Source organism: Methylobacterium sp. Leaf104, assembly GCF_001422885.1.
Classification (GTDB): Bacteria; Pseudomonadota; Alphaproteobacteria; order Rhizobiales; family Beijerinckiaceae; genus Methylobacterium.
The window spans coordinates 1-20,087 of record NZ_LMMZ01000013.1 but is presented as its reverse complement, the minus strand read 5'-3'; the positions used below and the strand labels follow the sequence as shown (position 1 = coordinate 20,087).

Annotated in this window: 15 protein-coding genes and 1 tRNA gene; 5 read left to right on the top strand and 11 right to left on the bottom strand. The window is 73.8% G+C overall.

Annotation, left to right across the window (positions count from 1 at the left end):
- Positions 1 to 77 precede the first annotated feature (77 nt).
- Positions 78 to 3,734: a bifunctional proline dehydrogenase/L-glutamate gamma-semialdehyde dehydrogenase PutA gene (gene putA, locus ASF49_RS11860; RefSeq protein ID WP_243214695.1), complete on the bottom strand. Its 3,657-nt coding sequence runs from the start codon at positions 3,732 to 3,734 to the stop codon at positions 78 to 80.
- A gap of 311 nt (positions 3,735 to 4,045) precedes the next feature.
- Positions 4,046 to 4,189, bottom strand: coding sequence for a hypothetical protein (locus tag ASF49_RS24200; RefSeq protein WP_200930048.1), 144 nt, complete (start codon positions 4,187 to 4,189; stop codon positions 4,046 to 4,048).
- 199 nt (positions 4,190 to 4,388) lie between these two features.
- Between ASF49_RS24200 and ASF49_RS11855 the strand changes: the two genes are divergently transcribed.
- Entirely contained in the window at positions 4,389 to 4,841 is a 453-nt protein-coding gene (locus ASF49_RS11855) for a hypothetical protein (protein WP_056472830.1), read from the top strand.
- A 154-nt stretch (positions 4,842 to 4,995) separates the two neighbouring features.
- Here the strand turns inward: ASF49_RS11855 and ASF49_RS11850 are convergent, their stop codons facing one another.
- Positions 4,996 to 6,237: a sensor domain-containing diguanylate cyclase gene (locus ASF49_RS11850; RefSeq protein ID WP_243214697.1), complete on the bottom strand. Its 1,242-nt coding sequence runs from the start codon at positions 6,235 to 6,237 to the stop codon at positions 4,996 to 4,998.
- Positions 6,238 to 6,425: 188 nt separating this feature from the next.
- A complete protein-coding gene (gene rocF / locus ASF49_RS11845; RefSeq protein WP_056472828.1) occupies positions 6,426 to 7,355 on the bottom strand; it encodes an arginase in 930 nt (309 codons plus the stop codon).
- Positions 7,356 to 7,710: 355 nt separating this feature from the next.
- Here rocF and ASF49_RS24725 point away from each other — a divergent pair, with 355 nt between their 5' ends.
- A complete protein-coding gene (locus ASF49_RS24725; RefSeq protein WP_272481505.1) occupies positions 7,711 to 7,839 on the top strand; it encodes a hypothetical protein in 129 nt (42 codons plus the stop codon).
- Positions 7,840 to 7,858: 19 nt separating this feature from the next.
- On the opposite strand, the gene ASF49_RS11835 is transcribed toward ASF49_RS24725, so the two are convergent.
- The gene (locus tag ASF49_RS11835; protein ID WP_200930047.1) at positions 7,859 to 10,306 is read right to left on the bottom strand and encodes a type IA DNA topoisomerase; all 2,448 of its coding nucleotides are present in this window, start codon (positions 10,304 to 10,306) and stop codon (positions 7,859 to 7,861) included.
- A gap of 62 nt (positions 10,307 to 10,368) precedes the next feature.
- Complete coding sequence (locus tag ASF49_RS11830) at positions 10,369 to 10,680, bottom strand: DUF6894 family protein (RefSeq protein WP_431739905.1); 312 nt, start codon at positions 10,678 to 10,680, stop codon at positions 10,369 to 10,371.
- Between the two features lie 237 nt (positions 10,681 to 10,917).
- Between ASF49_RS11830 and ASF49_RS11825 the strand changes: the two genes are divergently transcribed.
- Complete coding sequence (locus tag ASF49_RS11825; protein ID WP_335338463.1) at positions 10,918 to 12,072, top strand: acyltransferase family protein; 1,155 nt, start codon at positions 10,918 to 10,920, stop codon at positions 12,070 to 12,072.
- Positions 12,073 to 12,221: 149 nt separating this feature from the next.
- Here ASF49_RS11825 and ASF49_RS11820 read toward each other — a convergent pair whose 3' ends face one another.
- Together ASF49_RS11820 and ASF49_RS11815 are read right to left on the bottom strand one after the other, a co-directional pair.
- Positions 12,222 to 12,743 (bottom strand): hypothetical protein, encoded by a 522-nt coding sequence (locus ASF49_RS11820; protein WP_056472817.1) that lies wholly within the window; start codon positions 12,741 to 12,743, stop codon positions 12,222 to 12,224.
- Between the two features lie 466 nt (positions 12,744 to 13,209).
- The gene (locus tag ASF49_RS11815; RefSeq protein ID WP_243214699.1) at positions 13,210 to 13,437 is read right to left on the bottom strand and encodes a ribosome modulation factor; all 228 of its coding nucleotides are present in this window, start codon (positions 13,435 to 13,437) and stop codon (positions 13,210 to 13,212) included.
- A 108-nt stretch (positions 13,438 to 13,545) separates the two neighbouring features.
- Between ASF49_RS11815 and ASF49_RS24195 the strand changes: the two genes are divergently transcribed.
- Complete coding sequence (locus tag ASF49_RS24195) at positions 13,546 to 13,722, top strand: hypothetical protein (protein WP_200930046.1); 177 nt, start codon at positions 13,546 to 13,548, stop codon at positions 13,720 to 13,722.
- A gap of 420 nt (positions 13,723 to 14,142) precedes the next feature.
- Here the strand turns inward: ASF49_RS24195 and ASF49_RS11810 are convergent.
- The 3 genes from ASF49_RS11810 to ASF49_RS11800 all read right to left on the bottom strand — a co-directional run bounded on the left by ASF49_RS11810 (position 14,143) and on the right by ASF49_RS11800 (position 18,019).
- Positions 14,143 to 14,232: transfer RNA gene (locus ASF49_RS11810), tRNA-Ser, on the bottom strand.
- A 53-nt stretch (positions 14,233 to 14,285) separates the two neighbouring features.
- Positions 14,286 to 16,391: a glucans biosynthesis glucosyltransferase MdoH gene (gene mdoH / locus ASF49_RS11805; RefSeq protein ID WP_272481506.1), complete on the bottom strand. Its 2,106-nt coding sequence runs from the start codon at positions 16,389 to 16,391 to the stop codon at positions 14,286 to 14,288.
- 53 nt (positions 16,392 to 16,444) lie between these two features.
- Positions 16,445 to 18,019, bottom strand: coding sequence for a glucan biosynthesis protein (locus ASF49_RS11800; protein WP_082511182.1), 1,575 nt, complete (start codon positions 18,017 to 18,019; stop codon positions 16,445 to 16,447).
- A gap of 250 nt (positions 18,020 to 18,269) precedes the next feature.
- Here ASF49_RS11800 and glmU point away from each other — a divergent pair, with 250 nt between their 5' ends.
- Complete coding sequence (glmU, locus tag ASF49_RS11795) at positions 18,270 to 19,670, top strand: bifunctional UDP-N-acetylglucosamine diphosphorylase/glucosamine-1-phosphate N-acetyltransferase GlmU (RefSeq protein WP_056472810.1); 1,401 nt, start codon at positions 18,270 to 18,272, stop codon at positions 19,668 to 19,670.
- Positions 19,671 to 20,087: the final 417 nt, after the last annotated feature.

The following is a 20,087-nucleotide window of genomic DNA, read 5'->3' as shown; positions in this document are numbered from 1 at the left end:
TTGCAACCTGGGCGCTCACTCCCGACCCCAGGACCTCGCGGATCAAAGGGTTCCGGCCGCGGCCGCGCGGGCGGGCCTCAATCCTCCAGGGCCATCAGGCTGGCATTGCCGCCGGCGGCCGCCGTGTTGTGGCTGACCACGCGCTCGCGGACCAGCCCCTCGACCGGATAGGCCGCGGTGCCGGCGGCCGGATCGGGGCGAGGCCGGTGGATCGCCACGAGGGGCCCGGGGCGGGCGGCCAGGGCCAAGGCGAAGGCCGTCAGGGCCTCGGACCCGCCTTCCCACAGGACCGCATCCGCCTCGGTCTCCGGATCGGCGGCGCCGATGACGGCGCGCAGATCGCGGGGCAGGGCGGCGAGGAGCGCCTCGGCCGGCCCGGAGGGGCCGAGAACGACGCGGTTGCCGGTGGCCAGCGCCGCGCCGACCTGGGCCGCGAGGCCCGGCCCGGTCTCCGCCCGGCACAGGATCGTGCCGCGCGGATGCAGGCCGTAGCGGTTCTCCTCGCCCACCGGTCCCGGCAGCAGGCGCTCGCCGCCCACGGGGCTTTGGGCGATCAGCGCCGCGGCGGCCTCGGCCTCCCGGTGCCGGCCCTGCTCGCGCAGCCACCGGACCCAGGCCCGGGCCGCCGGAGCGGGCGGCCCGGGGGCCAGGCCGGTTCCGGCCGGGGCGGCGGACAGGAGGCGCCGCAGGATCAGCGGACCGCCCGCCTTGGGGCCGGTGCCGGAGAGGCCGTGCCCGCCGAAGGGCTGCACCCCGACGACGGCGCCCACGAGGTTGCGGTTGACGTAGAGGTTGCCCGCCTCGCTCGCGGCGCAGGCCCGGGCGATCGCCGCGTCGAGGCGGCTCTGGACCCCGAAGGTCAGGCCGTAGCCGGTGGCGTTGACGGCCGCGATCGTCGCGTCGAACGCCGCGCGCTCGAAGCGCACCACGTGCAGCACCGGGCCGAAGACCTCGCGCGTGAGCGCGGCGACGGACGGGATCTCGATCACGGTCGGGGCGACGAAGTGGCCCCGGTCGCAGGCATCCGGCAGGGGCGCCCGGTGCACGGGGTATCCGGCGGCGCGCATCGCGGCGACGTGGGCCTCGATGGCGTCGCGGGCCTCGGCGCCGATCACCGGCCCGATATCGGTGGCCAGCCGGTCCGGGTTGCCGACCCGGCACTCGGCGAGCGCCCCCTTCAGCATGGCCAGGGTCCGGTCGGCGATGTCCTCCTGCAGCGCCAGCAGGCGCAGGGCCGAGCAGCGCTGGCCGGCGGAATCGAAGGCCGAGACCAGGGTGTCGGCCACGACCTGCTCGGGAAGCGCCGAGGAATCGGCCACGAGGGCGTTGAGGCCCCCGGTCTCGGCCACCAGGGGCACGGGGTGGCCATCCGGGTTCAGGCGTCCCGCGAGGGCGGCCCGGATGCCCGCCGCCACCGCGCTGGAGCCGGTGAACAGGACCCCGTTCACGCGCGGATCGGCGACGAGGGCGGCCCCGGTCTCGCCGCCGCCGGGCAGGAGCTGGAGGGCGCCGGCCGGCACCCCGGCCGCGCGCAGGATCCGCACCGCCTCGGCGGCGACCAGCGGGGTCTCCTCGGCGGGCTTGGCCAGGACCCCGTTGCCGGCGGCGAGCGCCGCCGCCACCTGGCCGGTGAAGATCGCCAGCGGGAAGTTCCAGGGGCTGATGCAGGCGACGGTCCCGAGGGGCCGGTGGGTGTCGGGGGCGAAGTCCCGGGCCTGCCCGGCATAGTAGCGCAGGAAGTCCTCCGCCTCCCGCACCTCGGCCAGCGCGTTGGCGGCCGACTTGCCGGCCTCGCGGACGAGGAGGCCGATCAGCGCGGGCCGGCGCGCGCGCAGCGCCGCGGCCGCCCGCACCAGGATCGCTTCCCGTGCCGCGCCCGGCAGCGCGGCCCAGGCGGCCGTCCCGGCCCCGGCCTGCGCCAGGGCCTCCGCCGCGAGATCCGGCCCGGCCTCGACCACGGTGCCGACGCGGTCCCGCCGGTCGGCCGGGTTGCGGAGGTCGCGGGCCGGCCCGGTGCGCTCGGCCTCGGCCAGCATCGGCACCGCCCGCCAGAGCTGCGCGCCCTCCGCTGCCAGGCTGCCCGCGAGGTCGGCGAGGTCCTGCTCGTCGGCGAGGTCGAGGCCGGGCGCCGCCGGCCGGTCGGGGAAGAGGTCGCGGGGCCTGCGGATCGCCGGATGGGGGGCGCCGAGCGGCTGCGCGGCCCGCACCAGCGCGACCGGGTCGGCGGCGAGGTCGGCCACGGCCACGCGCGCATCGGTGACCCGGTTGACGAAGGAGGAATTGGCGCCGTTCTCGAGGAGGCGGCGCACGAGATAGGCCAGCAGCGTCGCGTGGGTCCCCACCGGTGCGTAGATCCGGCAGGGTCGGTCGAGCCCGCCCGGCCCCACCACCGCGTCGTAGAGCGCCTCGCCCATGCCGTGCAGGCACTGGAACTCGTAGCGCCCGATCTGGAAGTCGGGTCCCGCCAGGGTGTGGAGGGCGGCCACGGTCTGGGCGTTGTGGGTGGCGAATTGCGGGAAGAGCGCGTCGGGCGCGGCGAGCATCCGCTCCGCGCAGGCGCGGTACGACAGGTCGGTGTGGACCTTGCGGGTGAAGACGGGGAAGTCCTCCAGGCCCGCCACCTGCGCGCGCTTGATCTCGCTGTCCCAGTAGGCGCCCTTGACGAGGCGGACCATGAGGCGGCGCCCGGAGCGGCGGGCGAGGTCGACGAGGACCGCGATCAGCGTCAGCGCCCGCTTCTGGTAGGCCTGCACCACGAAGCCGAGGCCGTCCCAGCCGCCGAGGGCCGGATCGGCGCAGAGGGCCTCCAGGATGTCGAGGGAGAGGTCGAGGCGGTCGGCCTCCTCCGCGTCGATGTTGAGGCCGATGTCGGAGCGGCGGGCGAGGCGGGCCAGGGCGGCGACGCGGGGGAGCAGCTCGGTCATCACCCGGTCGCGCTGGGCGCGGACGTAGCGCGGATGCAGGGCCGAGAGCTTGATCGAGATGCCGGGGCCGGCGAACGGCCCGCGCCCGGCCGAGGCCGCCCCGATGGTGTGGATGGCGTGCGTGTAGTCGGCCGCGTAGCGCGCCGCATCGGCCGCGTCCATCGCCGCCTCGCCGAGCATGTCGAAGGAATGGGTGAAGCCGCGCGCCTCCTGGCGGCGGGCCTGGCGCAGGGCCTGCCCGATGGTCTCGCCGCAGACGTACCGACCCCCCATCAGCCGCATGGCCTGGTGCACGCCCGCGCGGACCAGCGGCTCGCCGCCCCGGGCGACGAGGCGGGTCAGGCTGCCGGACAGGCCGGCCGCGTCCGCGGAGACCGCGAGGCGCCCGGTGATCACGAGCCCCCAGGTGGCCGCGTTGACGAAGAGCGAGGGGCTGTGCCCGAGATGGGCGGCCCAGTCCCCGTGCCCGATCTTGTCGCGGATCAGGGCGTCGCGGGTCTCCGCGTCCGGGATACGCAGCAGCGCCTCGGCGAGGCACATCAGCGCCACGCCCTCGTGGGTCGACAGGGCGTATTCCCGCAGCAGGTCCTGGACCCCGCCGCCCGGCCCCTCGGCGCGCAGGCGTCCGACGAGATGGTGCACGAGGCACGCGGTCTCCGCCGCGGCCTCGGGCGTCGTCGACACCGCGTCGAGGCAGGCCGCGACCCGGTCCGGCTCGGGCGCGCGCGTCTCCGCGGTCAGGCGCCGACGCAGGGTCGCCGGCGCGCTCCGCGGGTCCAGGAACGCGCCGAAGGGGCGGGGGGAGGACATCACCGGATCGGCAGGGCTCATCGCGGGCTCACGGTGTCGAACGGGTGCCCCAGGCCGCAAGGGAGGGGGCACGAGGCCATGCAGGCCGGGGCCGTCACGGACGAGCGGCGCCACCCGTGCCCGCTTCGGACGTCCGTGACGAGACGACCTGTATCACCATCCGCCGGACGCGCCATCGGCGGACGACCCGCGCCGGTGACAGGCCGGTCTCGTCCGTCCTCGGAACCGCGCGGCGCCCCCCGCTCCACCCGCGAGGCTCCGCGTCCGCGCCTGTCCGGCGCCCGAGGCCGGAGGCGGCCCGGAACCGCGCCCTAGAGGTAGTGCCGATACACGACGTGGGCGTCGGCATCCGGCTGAAGACCCGCCTTGCCGGAGGCGCCGCAGGGTCCCGCGGCGAACGGCGAAACCATGGCGACGAGGGTGAGCAGCCAGCGGAACGGACCTGCGGCAATCATCGGAATCTCCTCGGCCGGGCTTGGATCGGCGGGCTCGGATCGAATCGTCACCTGCGATGGCTGGGGCCCTCAGCTCCGGGCCCCGACCCTCCATGGAACGGCCGGGATCGGCGCGCGGTGCTGAGACGCACCCGCCCCGCCCTGTGGACGGCTCGGTGGACCCCAGGCGCGCCATCGGCTTTGACCGTAGGATGAGGCCATGGCTGCACGGGTCCTGGATCGCGACCGGTTCGCGAAGTGTCGAGCGCTGATGGAGCGCGGGGCCACGCCGGGCGAGCGCGCGGCCGGGCGCGCGGCCGCGACCCGGGTCGCCGCGGCCGCCGGCCTCACGCTGGCCGCGGCGCTCGCGCTGGCGGAGGCCGGGCGCTCCGAGGCGGCCCCCCCGGCCCCGGGCCGCGACCGGCCACGGCGGCCGGCCGAACGCACCTACGCCTGGGCAGAGCCGAGGCCCGCGCCGGAGCCGGTCACCGTGGAGGAACTGCGGCGGCAGAAGGCCGCCGAGGACGCGCGCCGGAAGCGGGCGGCGGCGCGTGCGCGCAAGCGCCCGCAGCCCCCCGATCCGGCCTGGGAGCAATGGTCCGGCGAGGTCCGCGAGGCCCAGGCGGCCCGGGATCGGGACTGGACCCGCCGGCGCCGGCCCGAATCCGACTGACAAGCGGGCCGGCCGCGCCGGAACGGGGGCCCGTTCGGGCTCAGAAAACCGACGGGTCTCGATTTTGGGACGTGACCAAGGGTTCCAGCGCCCCCATCCATGCCGCGAGGGACAACTTCGGATCCGGGGCGCCGTCCGGCGGCGAGCCCGGCCCTCAGACGAAGACGACGTCGAGCCGGCCCTCGCTCTTCTGCACGACCCGGCACAGGCGGGAGAAGCGGTCGGCACCGATGGCGAGCTTGAAGGTCTCCGGCACGCCGGCCGTGCTGTCGATCCTCAGCCCCGCCTCCGTCTCGGACAGGCTGCGCACGGTGCAGTCGAGGACCGAGCGACCGCCGTTGAACGAGATCTGGCCCGCCTTCAGCACGCGGCGGCGCATCGGCTGCTCCGGAGCCGGCGCCGGCTGCCAGGCCGCGCAGCGGTCGCGGCCCTCCGCCTTGGCGGCGTAGAGGGCGGCATCGGCGTTCTCCAGGAGCCCGTCGAGGTGGCCCACCGATGCCTCCAGCGCCGCGACGCCGAAGCTGGCGCTGAGCGACAGGACGCCCAGCGGCGCCGGAATGCGCAACCGCGCGACCGCCGCCCGAAGCTTCCCGGCGACGGTCATCGCGGCGTCCAGGTCGGTGTACGGCAGCAGGACGGCGAATTCCTCGCCCCCCATCCGACCGAAGGCGTCGGAAGCCCGAAGCTCGCTGCGGCAGGCCTCGGCCACGGCCGCCAGGACCCGGTCGCCGACGGGGTGGCCGTGCCGGTCGTTAATGGCCTTGAAGTGATCGAGGTCCAGCATGATGCAGCTGAGGGCGTGCCGGTGCCGCAGCGCCAGGGCCAGGGTTCGGCCGCACTCCTCGCGGAAGGCGCGGCGCGACAGGGCGCCAGTCAGGCCGTCGGTCATGGCGACGCGGCGCAGCGCGAGCTCGCTCATGACGATGTGCGAGAGGTCGGCCAGGGACTCGACGGCGGTCTCGGGAAAGGGCCGGGGCCGCGTATCCATGGCACACAGGGTGCCGATGCTGTGCCCGTCCGGCGTCCGCAGCGGGACACCGGCGTAGAAGCGGATGTTCGGGCTGCCGACCACGAACGGATTCTGCGCGAAGCGATCGTCGGCCCAGGTGTCCGGGATCACCAGGGCACGCGCCTCGCGCCGCGCCAGGTCGCAGAGGGAGGGTCCCTTCGGCGTCTCGCAGGCCTCCACCCCCGAGCGGGACTTGAACCATTGCCGGTGACCGTCGATCAGCGTGATGGTGGACATCGGCATGTCGAAGATCCGGCGCGTCAGCCGGGTGATGCGGTCGAAGGCCTCCTCCTGCGGCGTGTCGAGAATGTCGTAGCGATCGAGGGCCGCCAGTCGGTCCTGCTCCTCGATCCGCGCCCGGTCCTGCATCGTGTGGTCATCCATCATTCCACGAAGATCTGGGCCACGAATGATTACGAAAGGCCTCACCCACTCGCTGGCCTTCGCCGCAATCGCGAGACGGCCGCGGCACCCGACACGACCCGGATCGGTCCGCGCCACGGCGCGGGCCGGGTCCCGGTGGACGCGCGCCGCGCGGGCGGACCTCGACGGGCCGGACACAGCGAGGTCCGGGATCAGTAGCTCTGCGTCGGCCGGTCGAGCACGGTCCGACCCATCAGGCTGGCGGCGAGGTCCACCATGAGGAGGGCCGTCCGGCCGCGTTCGTCGAGGAACGGGTTGAGCTCGACGAGATCGAGGCTGCCGACGAGGCGGGAATCGTGCAGCATCTCCATGATCAGGTGCGCCTCGCGGAAGGTCGCGCCGCCCGGCACCGTCGTGCCGACGCCCGGCGCGATGCCGGGATCCAGGAAATCCACGTCGAGGCTGACATGGAGCCGGCCGCCGGCCGCGGCGACCCGGCCGAGGAAGGCGCGCAGCGGCGCGACGACGCCGGCCTCGTCGATGCTGCGCATGTCGTGGATCAGCACGCCAGCCTCGAGCACCGCCGAGCGCTCCGCCGGGTCGAGGCTGCGCGTACCCATCAGGCAGACGTTGCGCGGGTCGACCGGCGCGGGGGGAGCCGGCAGGTAGCCGGAGAAGCCCCGGCGGCCGGTGGCGTAGGCGAGGGGGACGCCGTGGAGGTTGCCGCTGGTGGTGGTGTCGAGGGTGTGGAAATCCGCGTGCGCGTCCAGCCAGAGCACGAAGAGGGGCCGTCCCTCCCGCGCCGCCCGGCGCCCGAGCCCCGACAGGGTGCCGGCCGACAGGCTGTGATCGCCCCCGAGGAAGATCGGCACCGCCTCGGCGCTGTGCGCATAGGCGGCCTCGGCCAGGGCCTCGGTCCAGGCCGCGAAGGCGCCCAGATGGCGCAGGGCGCCGTTGGGATGGGCCCGCGCCACCGCGGCCGGCGGCGCGAGGTCGCCCGCATCGACGATGTCGAGCCCGAGGCCCGAGAGGGTCTCGGCGAGGCCCGCGGCCCGGTAGGCGCTCGGCCCCATGTCGCAGCCGAGGCGGCCGGCCCCCTCCTGCACGCGGGCGCCGAGGAGGAGGCAGCGTGGGTTCGTCATGGCGTCGTCTCGCTCCGCATCGGGTTGATCGGCGCCCTCGCCAGGGCCGTGCCGCGGCCGGTTCCGCCGCGATCCGGCCCGCCGGACGGGACGGCCCGGGCCGAGACTAGCCGATCCGCGTGACGGTCGTGCCGGGACCGCCGCCGCAGGCTTCCGGCCTCCATGTTTTGTTAACCATTCCGGCCACAGCCTGCGCAGGACCCTCCGGCGCCTCCGCGCGGCCGGGACGGACGCCCCGCCGCCGGGCCGCGAATTCGGCGGCGCGTCCTTAATCCCGCCCGTTTCTCCGAGCCCATTGGGGCGGGTCGGGGCCCTGGATCACGCAGCGGCCGCGACCTCGAACAAGGAGTTTCCCATGATCAAAACGCTGCTGGCGCTCTTCACCGTCGCCGCCGTCCTGACGATCCGGGCTTTCCTGAAGCTTCTCTGGCTGCCGTTCCAAAGCTTCGGCGGCCTCCTGCGCGGCCGTCCGGCCGCCACCTGAGCCGGTCCGCGATCGGACGTCACGACCCGGACGCGGCGCGCGCCGCGGCAGGCCTCCGGCGCGGCTTGCCCGATTGGGACTTGCTGGACTTCGGCTTGCCGGACCGCGATGGCGACGTACCCGCCGGGACCGACATCGGCTCGGCCGGACCCGGCCGCGCCTGGCGCGCCGCGCGCCCCGTCGGCGCCGACGCCGCGTGGGCGTCGAGAAACCTGCGGCAGGCCTCGAACTGCGTCTCGATCTCGGGTGGGCAGTCCAGGCCGCGCTCCGCGGCGAGACTGCGGGCATAGCGCAGCATCGCGGCGCTCGGTGGACGCGCCCCACCGGGCGCCCCCGCCCGCGCCGCGGCGGGTCCGGCCTCGGCATCCAGGAAGGCGCGGCAGCGGGCGAGGCTGCTCTTGCAGCCGCGGGGCAGGGCGATGCCCTTGCGCGCGGCCAGCGACACCGCGAAGGCGGCCATGGCCGGCGTCGGCGGCCGGTCCCCGCCGGCGCGGCCCCGTCCCTGCCCCCGCGATGGCGGCGCCAGGCTCGGATCCAGGCTGACCACCCCCGCCTCGGCGATGGCGGAAATCAGGCCGTCGAGGCGCGCGCGCGTGCGCGCCCGGAAGGCCTCGGCCCGGGCGCGGGCCTCCGCCCGCGTGGGCGCCCGGCCGATCTCGGCGAGCTCCGCCTCGAACATCGCCCGGCCCACCGGGTCGCCGTAGGCCGGGAAGACCCGCCGCACCGCCGCGATGAAGGCGAGCCCCACCTCGGTCACCGTGAGGGCCGGATCCTTGCCCTCCCCCAGGGCGAGGTAGTGGCTCTTCAGGAGCTTGGGCAGGATGCTGTCCCGGGTCGCGGCCGTGCCGAGCCCCTTCGGCTCGTTCGGGTTGACCGGGTTCTCCAGCGCCCGCTTCGCCGCCGGGTCGTCCACCTGGTCGATCAGGCGCCCCATCACCACGGGAAGCTCGCCCCGGGTGATCCGCCGGGGCGGCTCGGTCACGGCCTCGGCGATGTCGGCGCCCGCGGCCGTCGCCGCCTCTCCGTCGTCGACCGCGGGCAGGCGGGCGGCGCGCGCCTCGTCCTCGGGCCGGGCCTTGCCGGGCACGAGATCGGCCTCGACGTCGGCCTCCGCCCCGTAGAGCGCGCGCCAGCCCGGCACGCGCACGACGCGCCCGCTGACCGCGAAGCGCTTCGCGCCGAGCGGCGTCGCCACCTCGGCCGCCACTTCGGTGCGCGCATCGATGCCGTCGGGCAGGTGGGCGGCGGCGTAGGCCTTGGCCACGAGCTCCCAGAGGCGGAAGAGGTCCGCCTCGAGCCGCCCGCGCTCCGGCACCTTGCGCAGGGGGACGATGGCATGGTGCTCGCCCGGGTCCTTGACGTAGTGCCCCCTCGCCCCGCGCCGGATGACGGGCGCGTCCGCCGTGAGGAGGGGCCGGAGGTCCGCCAGCACGGAGCCGATGGCGGCCATCACCGCGCCGGCATCCCCGGCCTGCCCCTCGGGCAGGCTTTCCGACTCGGTGCGCGGGTAGCTGAGATAGCCCTGATCGTAGAGATCCTGCGCGAGCCGCGCCGTGTGCTGCGGATCCCAGCCGAAGCGCTTGGCGCAGCGCCGGGCCAGGGTGTCCTTCGAGAACAGGCGCGGCGGCGCCCGGCGCACGTCCTTCTGGACCACCGCCAGGGGCCCGGACCAGGCGGCCGCCGCCGTCCGGATGGTCTCGGCCGCGGAGCGCTCGAAGATCCGCTCCTTCGGCAGGTGCCACAGGGTCAGGGCCGCCCCCGTGCCGGTCTCGACGTGCAGCGCCACCTTGAAGAATTCCCGCGGCACGAAGGCCCGGATGCGCGCCTCCAGGTCGGCCAGGATGGCGAGGGTCGGCGTCTGCACCCCGCCGAAGCGCCAGGGCTCGCGGAAGGCGGGCGGGCGCAGGCGCAGGGAGATCGCGCGCGTGCCGTTGAGGCCGAGATGGTAATCCTCGTATTGCCGGCACAGCGCCTCGAGGTAGGCGGCGTAGTCCTGCTCGCCGGATTCCGGCTCGCGGGCCAGGGTGGCGAAGGCCCGCCGGACCGAGACGTCGTCGAGGGCGCCGAGCTTCAGGCGGTCGACCCGGCCGCGCCAACCGAGATGCTCCAGCACCTCCCAGGCGATCATCGAGCCCTCCCGCCCCGGATCGGTGGCGATGATGACGCGCTCGACGCCGCGCAGGGCCTGGCCGATCGCCGCGAGCTTGCCCGCATGCGACTGGCCGGAGCGGCCGGTGCCGCAGATCACCGGAAGGGTGTCGAGGACGATGGGCAGGGTCTCGAATTGCCAGGACTTCCATTCGGGCCGGATCCGGCCCGGCTCCTCCGCGGTGAGCAGGTGTCCCTCGGCGGCGACGCAGACGGTGCCGGGCGAGCGGAAGAAGCGCTGGAGCTGGCGCATCGCCGACGGCTTCTCGAAGAAGAACAGCGTGCGGCCGGAGGGAGCGGGGGACTTGGCCGGTGACATGACCGGAGAGTCGGCCGGAGGCATGGACAGGGACATGGGCGCGGGTTCGGGGGGGGCCGCGATCAGGCGGCCTGCCCGAGGACGTCCCCGCCCCGGAGCCGGCCCCCTCGCGCGGTCCGTCCGCGTCGTGGACGCTCGGGCGCCGCCGGCGGATCGACCGACAGGAAGGGCCGGACCAGGACGCGGCGGCCGCGCAGATCGTGCACGGTCACGTGCCACTCCGCCCAGTTCCCCGCCTCGCCGAGGCTGCGCATCACGTCCCGCGCCACCGCCTCGGCCCGGCGCACCAGGCGATGGGGCGCCCGTATGTCGTTCCCGACGGCATCGAACACGCATTCGCGGCCGTTGGTGCAGTGGAAGCGGTAGCGGGCCATGCTGCTCGGACTCCCTCGTCGACGCCCTCGGATTCGCGCCGCGTTCACTCTCTGTTCTGATATGAGGGCAAGGGTGCGCGGATGGCAAGAGCTGTTCCGGCCGGTGCCCACCCGCCACCGGGCACCCTGGCTGCAACGCGAGGCCATCGCCACTTCATTAACATTTGAGAACTACATTTGATATTTTGGCGTGATCTGCATAAGGCTGGGGCTCTTCGGACATGAGGAGCGATTCGCTTGAAGCGCACTTTGCTGAGAGCCGCCGAACCCGGTCGGAGTCCCGAACCGCCGATCGCGCGACGAAGCATCGACTCCATCCAGTGGGCCCGCGGCATCGCGGCACTCGGCGTGTTTCTGTTTCACCTCGACATGAGCATCACCGAGAAGTTCGGTCGGACGTGGTGTTCGGGCTGGTTCTTCGGCGGGGCGACGGGCGTCGAATTCTTTTTCATCCTCAGCGGCTTCATCATCCTCCACACCCACCTCCAGGACATCGGCCGGCCCGACCGCTTTTCCAGCTTCGTCACCAAGCGCTTCATTCGGCTTTATCCGATCTATTGGCTCTGCGTGCTGCCGCTTGGACTCGCGCTGCTCGCCGGAGCGGGGGCCAACGGCCATCGCGACCTGACGGTCGTCCAATTCGTGATGGATCTGCTGCTGATCCCCCGCGAGGGCGTCCGGGTTCTTCAGCCCGCCTGGACTCTGCAGCATGAACTGGTGTTCTACATCGCTTTCTCAGCGATGATCTTTCATGCCAGACTTGGCCTATTGGCCCTTGTGCTCTGGCAAGTCGCCTGCCTCGCGACCCTGATCTTCGATCTCATTCCCGTCGGCTATCAGAACATGCAGCCGCTTGCCCGATTCCTGGGTCACGAGAATTTCGGCTTTGCGATCGGAATGCTCGTCGCCTGGATCTACCGGAAATACGGTCACGGTCAGGCGATGCTGTTCCGCCTCATCGGCGCCGCGGGCGCCGTCGGGGTCGGGGTCGCTCTTTGGCTGCGCGGCGCCTCGGGCGTGGTCATCCTGCCGAACGCGGCCGCCGAGGCGCTTCTGTTCTTCGCGCTCTACGCGATGGTCATGATCGGCCTCCTCACCGTGCGCGTGGCCGGCCCTTCGCGCGTGGGGGCGTCGCTCGGGCTCCTCGGCTCGGCCTCCTACGTCCTCTACCTCATCCACGAGCCCATCATCTCGGCCTCGATCAAGCTCGCCCAGAGCCCGATCCTGGCGGGTCGCGCGATGGGTCTGGTCGTGGGACTGGTGATTCTCCTGGTCGGGATCTCCGCGTCGATCGCGGTCCACAAGCTCATCGAGCAACCCCTGCTCGTGCTTCTGAGGAACGCGGCCTTCGGACGCCGGCCCGCTTCCGGGATGGCCGCCCAGCCGTCGTAGCGCCGCCGTCACAGGCGAGTGTCACCCGATCGGATCGGGAAGGACCGATGGGGACCCGTCGCGGCGAAGCCCGCGCGGGCCGAGGAAGCGACCGCGCCGGTCATGCAGGACGACCGGCGAGGCCGGCCCTCACGATGCGGGCGCGCGGCTCACCGCGCGGTCGGGTCGGGAAGCTTGAAATCCGGTCTGTCCAGGGCGGTGTCGGGGCGAACCTTCCCGATGAAGCCGCCCTTTCCGTTGTCGGTCTCGGGCCGCACGGGAAGCGCGCCGTCCGTTGTCCGCGTGAGGGGATTCTGGCTCCCCGCCGCGATGTCGGGATTGAGCGCGCTGGGATCGACGCTCTTCAGCCTGGGGGCCTCGCCGTTGACGCCCTCCCGTGCCAGTCGATAGGCGAAGGCGACGTCCCTGTTCCCCAGGGCGGTCACCGCTTCCGTGATGCGGCGGCTGACGCTGGCATCGCGCGACTCGCAATAGGCGGAGACGCGCCCGAGGCCGTATCCGATCGCTTGGCGCTGGTCCGGAAGGGCCGTGCGGGCCAGCCGCAGGAGCGCGGACAGGGCCTGAGGGCTCGCCAGAGCCAGCGTGTCGACTTCCGCGGAAAGGCTGCGCTGGTCATTCGGATGACGCGAGAGGAGCTCGGACGGCCGCTCCAGGAAGGCCTCCACGGCCACGTCCGATATCCTGCGCTTGGGTATGCAGACGGCCGACGCGGAGGGCACCGAGACAGCCAGGATCAAGGCGCTCGCGAGGCCTGTCCTTGAGAATGGTCCCAATGCGCGATCTCCCTTCAGCCGGCTCATCGGGACAGACGGCCCTGCGACCTCACCGTCTCCGGTGCGTAGGGATCCCGACTGTCCAGATTGTCCGCGGAGACGGTGTAAGTCATCACCGGACGTACCGCAACGACGGGGGCCTGCCGCGGCGGCGTCTGCGCGCCATCGCCGGCGCCCGGCCATCGACGGAGGACGGGACGGCACCACCGCCCTCGGCAGGTCCGCGTGCCCGGATCCGCCACGCCGTCGGCGCGAGACCAGCGGTGCCCAGGGCCACCGGGCATCGGAGCGAACGGAAGCCGGGACGCGCCCTCGGCCGGGTCGTGCGGCCGTCCAGGCCCGCCGTGTCGCGGCCGGCTGCGTCTCAGGGCGGTGCGTCGCCCGTCCGCTCCTCGACCGCAGCATCGTAACCGGCGGTCCACCGGGCGTGCGCCTCGGTGCCCTCGGCATAGGGGCAGTCCTCGCGGCGCAGGCCCTTGCCGGGCGCGTAGAAGCCCAGCGCATAATGGTCGAGTTTGTCGTCGGGTGGCTCGGTCATGGGCGCTAGGTAGAGCGCCAGGGCGCCGCTCCAAGCGTCGCCTCGCCTCCGCATGTCCCGACGCGCGACCCGGGTCGGCATTTTACTGCGCAACCGACACGCCGATTGCAGCATTATGCATGTAGCCCCTTCATTCCGAACGGGGCAATCGGAGTACGGCAGATGAGTGCTGGCTATCCGCTCCTGTTCCTCGCGCTCGGAACGCTCGGCGGCCTCCTGTTCCTGGCCCTCGGGGCCCGCAAGCAGGTGGCAGACCTGAAGAACGACCCGGCGCGCTCCAGCATCATCCGGGACCACGGGGGCGCACCGCGGCAGAACATGCCGGGCACCGAGCACTGACGCGCCATCCGGGGGCGCCCGCGTCGTGTCCGGCAGGCCATGAGGCTCCGGTCGTCGCGGGCGCGGCGAGGGCAACCCCACCGCCAGCCTTCCGGATGTCGGCGGCCTCCATGCGTCGGCGACGCTCCCGCTCGCGGAGCCCGAAGCGCCGCCGGGCAGATGACAGCCGGATCTGCGGCGAACCCAGCACACCCCGTCGGCCCTGTCCGCGATCTTCCAGGCGATCCCCTTCCGACCGCTGCGGCCCCCGGGAATCACCGCGCAACGCTCAGGGGCACCCCGGCGCGGACCGAGCGGTCCGGCCTCGCGTCGAACGAAGCGGGTCGCGAGGCCCGCCGCGGAGAGCCGCCCGTCGCGAAGGCCTCGCCCAACTCGCTCGACATCGACGCTTCCAGCCCCGTCGCGGGCTCAGGACCGTTCTGGCGGAAGGGGTGGGATTCGAACCCACGGTGGAGTCGCCCCCACGGCGGTTTTCAAGACCGCTGCCTTAAACCACTCGGCCACCCTTCCGTGCCGGCGGTTCTATCGGAGAACGCGGGGCGCGGGAATGGGAAAACGCGGGGTCAGGGCGCGAGGCGGGTGAGGCGGTCGAGGAGGGCGCGGTCGTGCAGGAGGGCCATGCGCTCCTTGGGCGTGAGCCAGGCCCGGGCCTCGGCGATCGTCTCCGCCTCCACCACCTTGGCCTGGGCCAGGGCCCGGTCGGGATCGATGGTCCCGCGCGGGCGCGGGGCGGTCCCGGGCAGCATCGCGGCGTGGGCCGCGGCGAGGCCGGGATCGGCGTGGAGGGCCGTGAGCGCGTCCGCGTCGTCGCGGCCGGATTCGGCGTTGCGCCGGCCGAGGGCGCCGGCCTGCGCGGCGATGGCCGGGGGGGTGCGCTCCTCCGGGGTCATCAGCAGGCCGAGGCGCTTCAGGGCGAGCCCGAGGCCGAGTTGGCCGCTGGCCCAGGAGATCGGGATCGCCAGCACCAGGCCCAGGATGGTGGGCGACATCCAGAGGAACAGCGAGGTGGCGATGGCGAAGGCCGCGATCCCCGTGACCAGCCCCAGCGCCATGTGCCAGCGGTGGCGGCGCACGATGTCGCCCCAGGGGATCGAGCCGTCGTCGCGCCGCTGCGGGTTCCAGCCGGTGTCGCGCCCGAGCAGGATCTGGAACACCGAGCCCGACTGGATCAGCATCGCGATGGGGGCGATGAGCGCCGAGAGCAGGATCTCGATCAGGCTCGACAGGACGAGGCGGATCGCGCCGCCGCAGGCCCGGCGCACCGGGCGATCGATGAGGGCGAGGATCAGTCCCAGAAACTTCGGCGCGAGCAGGATGCCCATGGTCAGGCCGAAGAGCTGGAGCGCGCGCACGGGATCGAAGCGCGGCCAGACCGGGTAGAGCCCGAACTCGGAGGTGAAGTATTCCGGCCGCACCCAGGCGGTCTGGAGCACCAGGGCGATACCGACCACGAGCTGGGCCAGCCACAGGGGCGAGGCGACGTAGCCGGCGATGCCGGTGGCGAAGTGCTGGCGGGAGGCGAGCGCCAGCCCCGCCGTGCCGATGATGCGGCTGTGCTGGAGGTTGCCCTGCGCCCAGCGCCGGTCGCGCACCGCGACGTCGATGAGCGAGGGCGGGCTCTCCTCGTAGGAGCCGGGCAGGGCGGGCAGCATGGTCACGCTCCAGCCGGCCCGCCGGATCAGGGCCGCCTCCACGAAGTCGTGGCTGAGCACGTGGCCGCCGAAGGGGGGCTTGCCCTTCAGGTCGGGCAGGCCGCAGGCCGCCGCGAAGGCGCGGGTGCGGATGATGGCGTTGTGGCCCCAGTAATTGCCGTCGCGGCCCGACCAGACGGACAGGCCCGTGGCGATGACCGGCCCGTAGATCCGCGCGGCGAATTGCTGGACCCGGGCGAACAGGGTGTTGCGGTTGATGATGAGCGGCAGCGACTGGATGATGCCGGCATCCGGGTCGGCCTCCATGGCGGCGGCCAGATGCACGATGCAGGGGCCGGTCATCAGGCTGTCGGCGTCGAGCACCAGCATGTGGTCGTAGGCGCCGCCCCAGCGCGCGACGAAGTCGCCGATGTTGCCGGCCTTGCGGTGGTGGTTCTTCGGACGGTGCCGGTAGTAGAGCCGGGCCGCGTCGCCCCAGCGGGCGCGCAGCTCCAGGAAGGCGCGCTCCTCGGCGATCCAGGCGTCCCCTTGCGTCGAATCCGACAGGACGAAGTAGTCGAAGGCCGCGCCGTGGCCGGTGGCGTCGATCTCGGCCCGCATCGCCTCGACGCCCGCGAAGGTGCGGGCGGTGGCCTCGTTGTAGACCGGCATCACCACCGCGGTGCGGGTGGTCAGCCGCGCCGGCAGGGCGGGGCTCCTCAGCCCGCGCAGGAGCACGAGGAAGCCCAGGATCGCGCCGGTGAAGGCCAGGGCGATCCAGGAGAAGTTCAGGGTGAAGAGGGCGAGGAGCACGTATTGCAGCGCCGTGGTGCCGCCCGAGACCGCCACCACCTCGTACATCTGCATCGCGCCGTAGCCCGTGAGGAGCGCCGCCCCGCCGAACACGAAGGCGCGGGCGAGCCAGGGCTTGGCCTGGCGCGCGGCCGGCCGGTGGCCGCCGGCCGGATCCCAGCGCTCGAGATCCTGCACCGGCATCGGCAGCGGCGCCTCGGGGGGCATCGCGGGGGCGAAGGGCAGGGCGGCGTGAGGCGCCGGATCGGCCGGGGCGCCGGGGGAGAGCGTGGATGCGGTCACGGGGTCCAACGGTAGAGCCAGGTTTCGGTGAGCGGCGTGCCGGCGCGCTGCAGGTTCAGCCGCAATTCGCAGGACTTCTCGCCCTTCGGGTCGAGCTCGAAGGCCACCCGCAGGGTGTCGCGCTCGGGGTACCGGTAGAGGGTGCTCGACGGGATCGCCCCGGAGGCGGCGCTGAGCTGGGTCTGGAGGTCGCCCGGCGCCGCGATGCCCTGGCCGGTGAAGTCCACCAGGAACAGGCGCCGATTCTCGCCGCCGCGCCCGCTGCGGGTGCCCGAGACCAGGGCGACGCGCGGCGGCTCGGGGGGCTGCCAGCACCAGTGCTGGCGATAGCTGAAGGGCATCTCGGCCCCGGCCGCGAGGGTCGCCTTCGGGCGCCAGTAGGCGAGCACGTTCTCGTTGAACTCGGAATCGCTTGGGATCTCCAGAAGGGTGACCGCCCCCGGCCCCCAGGCGCCGAGGGGTTCGAGCCAGAGGGAGGGCCGCCATTCCCAGTGCTGCACGTCGTCCTGGAAGGCGGCGTAGTCCCGCGCCCGCTGCATCAGGCCGAAGCCCTTCGGGTTCTCGTCCACGAAGGAGGAGATCTGCAGGGTCTCGGGGTTGCGCACCGGGCGCCAGATCGCCTCGCCGACGCCCGTGCGGATCTGCAGGCCGCCGCTGGCGGAGGCGCCCGCGCGGGCGTCGTCCGCCCCGCGCCGGTCGTGGGGGCCGAACAGGTAGCTCGTGGTCATGCCGCCCAGGCCCAGATGGTCGATGGCCGCGCGGGCGAAGACCGTGCCCTCGACGTCGCAGAGGGAGGCGTCGCCGGGGCGCAGGCTCATGCGCAGGGCCGCCGCGGCGGAGGGCGAATCGACCAGGGCATGCAGGACCAGGGGACCGCCGGGGCCGGGCCGCTCGATCCAGATCGCGCGGAACTCGGGGAATTCCTCGCCCTTGGCGTCGGCCGGGCGCAGGGTCAGCGCCCGGGCCGTGACGCCGAAGCCCTGGCCGGTGGCCAGCAGCCGGAAGAACGACGCCCCCTGGAACATCGCGAAGTCGCTGAGCTCGCCCCCGCGGAAGCGGGCGCGGATGCGAAACCCCGAATAGCCGGGGTCGTCCTTGAGGACCGGCAGGGCGACGCCGTCCGTCTCGAACCGGGCCGGGTCGTAGGGCAGGGCGCGCACGACGCCCTCTTCCACCAGGGCGAGCGCCACGCGGGAGCGGAACACCGAGCCGCGATGCAGGGGCTCGATGGTGAAGCCCAGGGCCGCGTCGGCCCAGACCGCGCTGCCGGGCCGGGTGCGGATGGCGGCGTACTGCTCGCGGTTGAGGCCGGTGAGGGCGTCGGGCAGGTCGTTGGTGCGGGGGGCCACGTAGGGGGCCCTGGCGAGCGCCCGGGCCAGATCCGTGACGAGGCCGGGCTGGAACGGCGTACCGTCGGCGGGCAGGGCCGGGGCCTCGTCGGCGGCGGCGGCGCGGGGCAGGGCGGCGAGGCCGACGGCCACGGTGGCGAGGCCGGCCTGCCGCAGCACGGTGCGGCGGCTGGGATCGCCGGCGGTCGGGTCGTCGGGAAAATCCGGGTTCGGCGGCGTCATCGGGTCCGTCTGGTCGGCGCGGGCTGCGCGGAGAAGGCGAGGGGCTTGAGGGCGGTCTACCACGCGGAGCCCTGAACCGGTGCTTAAGCCGTCCCGGACCACGGCGGTCAACGCCGGAGGGTTCCGGACCGTTCGTTCGGGGCGCGGTCGAAGCGCGGAAACGTGTCCGGCGCGGGATCCGGACTTGAAACGGCCCCGTCCGCGCTTTAGCCGGCGGGAAGCAAGGGCTTGGGCAGCGGCGGAACGCGCGATGACGGACCAGACGACCAGGATCACGGGGCGCAGCCTCACCGCCATCGTGCTCGCCGCCGGCAAGGGCACGCGGATGCGCTCGGACCTGCCGAAGGTGCTGCACCGGGTCGCCGGCCGGACCATGCTGGGGCACGTGCTCGCCGCGGCGCGGGGCGCCGGGGCCGGCCGCATCGCCGTGGTGGTGGAGCCGGGCCAGGAGGCGGTCGCCCGCGAGGTCGCCGCCCTGGCCCCCGGTGCCGCGACCTACCCCCAGGCCGAGCGCCTCGGCACCGCGCACGCGGTGCTGGCCGCCCGCGCGGCCCTGGAGGCGGGCGACGACGACGTGGTGATCGCCTTCGGCGACACGCCGCTGATCACCGCCGCCACCCTGGCGCGCCTGCGCGCCCCCCTGGCGGAGGGGGCGGCCGTGGCGGTGCTCGCCTTCACGACGCCGAACCCGGCCGGCTACGGCCGGGTTCTGACGGACGGGGCGCGCGTGCTGGCGATCCGCGAGGAGAAGGATGCGAGCGCCGAGGAGCGGGCGGTCACCCTATGCAATGCCGGGCTGATGGCCCTGTCGGGTGCCCGTGCCCTCGCCCTCCTCACCCGGATCGGCAACGCCAACGCGGCGGGCGAGTACTACCTGCCCGACGCCGTCGCCCTCGCGGTGGCGGACGGCCTGCCCGTGGCGGTGGTGCCGGTGTCGGAGGCGGAGGCGCAGGGCGTCAACGACCGGGTCCAGCTCTCGGTGGCCGAGGCCGAGATCCAGGGGCGCCTGCGCCGGGCGGCCCAGGTGGAAGGGGCGACCCTGATCGCGCCCGAAACCGTTTTCTTCAGCGTCGACACGGTGTTGGGGCGGGACGTTCTCGTGGAACCTCACGTGGTGTTCGGGCCCGGCGTGCGCGTGGGCGATGCCTGCGTGGTGCACAGCTTCTCGCATCTGGAGGGTGCCACCCTGGCGGCCGGCGTGCAGATCGGCCCCTATGCCCGCCTGCGCCCCGGCGCGGTGCTGGAGACGGGGGCGCGCATCGGCAACTTCGTCGAGGTCAAGAACGCCCGGATGGGAGCGGGCGCCAAGGCCAACCACCTGACCTACGTGGGCGACGCCGAGGTCGGGGCGGGGGCCAATCTCGGGGCCGGCACCATCACCTGCAACTACGACGGGGTGAACAAGCACCGGACGCGGATCGGGGCGGGCGCCTTCATCGGCTCGAACACCGCCCTGGTGGCGCCCGTCAGCGTCGGGGCGGGCGCCATCGTGGGTGCCGGCTCGGTGATCGCGGCGGACGTCCCCGAGGACGCCCTGGCGGTCTCGCGGACCCGCCAGCGCACCCTGCCCGGCTGGGCGCCGGGCAAGCGCGCGGCCCTGCAGGCGGAGAAGGCGGCACGGGCCGAGACACCGCGGGACGAGACGCCGTAGGACGGGCCATCGGACGGCGGCGAAGCTTTTCGACGGGGCATGCCGACGGAATCTGCGCGGCTCGCCGGCGGGGACGGCGCCCCGGCCGGCAAGCCCGTGTTCAGGATTGCCGGGCCAGACTGCCTCGCTGACCGGCCTCCGGGCCGGGTGGCTGGTGCGCGCCCGTCCCGATCCGGTACAAGCCCGGGATGACGCGGCCGGCTCGTGCCGCGAACCGGACTCTTGAAAGACACGAAAACCCATGTGCGGAATCGTTGGCATCGTCGGACGGGACGCCGTGGCCGGGCAGCTGGTGGAAGCCCTGCGCCGGCTCGAATATCGCGGCTACGACTCGGCCGGCATCGCCACCCTGACCCAGGGCCACCTCGAGCGCCGGCGGGCCGAGGGCAAGCTCTCCAACCTCGAGATGCGCCTGCG

What these genes read in the sequence shown, in the direction of transcription:
- ASF49_RS24200 (WP_200930048.1), bottom strand. Translation starts at nt 4,189, where the DNA reads ATGATTGCCGCAGGTCCGTTCCGCTGGCTGCTCACCCTCGTCGCCATG.
- ASF49_RS11850 (WP_243214697.1), bottom strand. Translation starts at nt 6,237, where the DNA reads ATGATGGATGACCACACGATGCAGGACCGGGCGCGGATCGAGGAGCAG.
- ASF49_RS11800 (WP_082511182.1), bottom strand. Translation starts at nt 18,019, where the DNA reads ATGACGCCGCCGAACCCGGATTTTCCCGACGACCCGACCGCCGGCGAT.
- rocF (WP_056472828.1), bottom strand. Translation starts at nt 7,355, where the DNA reads ATGACGAACCCACGCTGCCTCCTCCTCGGCGCCCGCGTGCAGGAGGGG.
- glmU (WP_056472810.1), top strand. Translation starts at nt 18,270, where the DNA reads ATGACGGACCAGACGACCAGGATCACGGGGCGCAGCCTCACCGCCATC.
- ASF49_RS11815 (WP_243214699.1), bottom strand. Translation starts at nt 13,437, where the DNA reads ATGCGGAGGCGAGGCGACGCTTGGAGCGGCGCCCTGGCGCTCTACCTA.
- ASF49_RS24725 (WP_272481505.1), top strand. Translation starts at nt 7,711, where the DNA reads ATGATCAAAACGCTGCTGGCGCTCTTCACCGTCGCCGCCGTCCTGACG.
- putA (WP_243214695.1), bottom strand. Translation starts at nt 3,734, where the DNA reads ATGTCCTCCCCCCGCCCCTTCGGCGCGTTCCTGGACCCGCGGAGCGCG.
- ASF49_RS11855 (WP_056472830.1), top strand. Translation starts at nt 4,389, where the DNA reads ATGGCTGCACGGGTCCTGGATCGCGACCGGTTCGCGAAGTGTCGAGCG.
- ASF49_RS11835 (WP_200930047.1), bottom strand. Translation starts at nt 10,306, where the DNA reads ATGTCACCGGCCAAGTCCCCCGCTCCCTCCGGCCGCACGCTGTTCTTC.
- ASF49_RS11830 (WP_431739905.1), bottom strand. Translation starts at nt 10,680, where the DNA reads ATGGCCCGCTACCGCTTCCACTGCACCAACGGCCGCGAATGCGTGTTC.
- ASF49_RS24195 (WP_200930046.1), top strand. Translation starts at nt 13,546, where the DNA reads ATGAGTGCTGGCTATCCGCTCCTGTTCCTCGCGCTCGGAACGCTCGGC.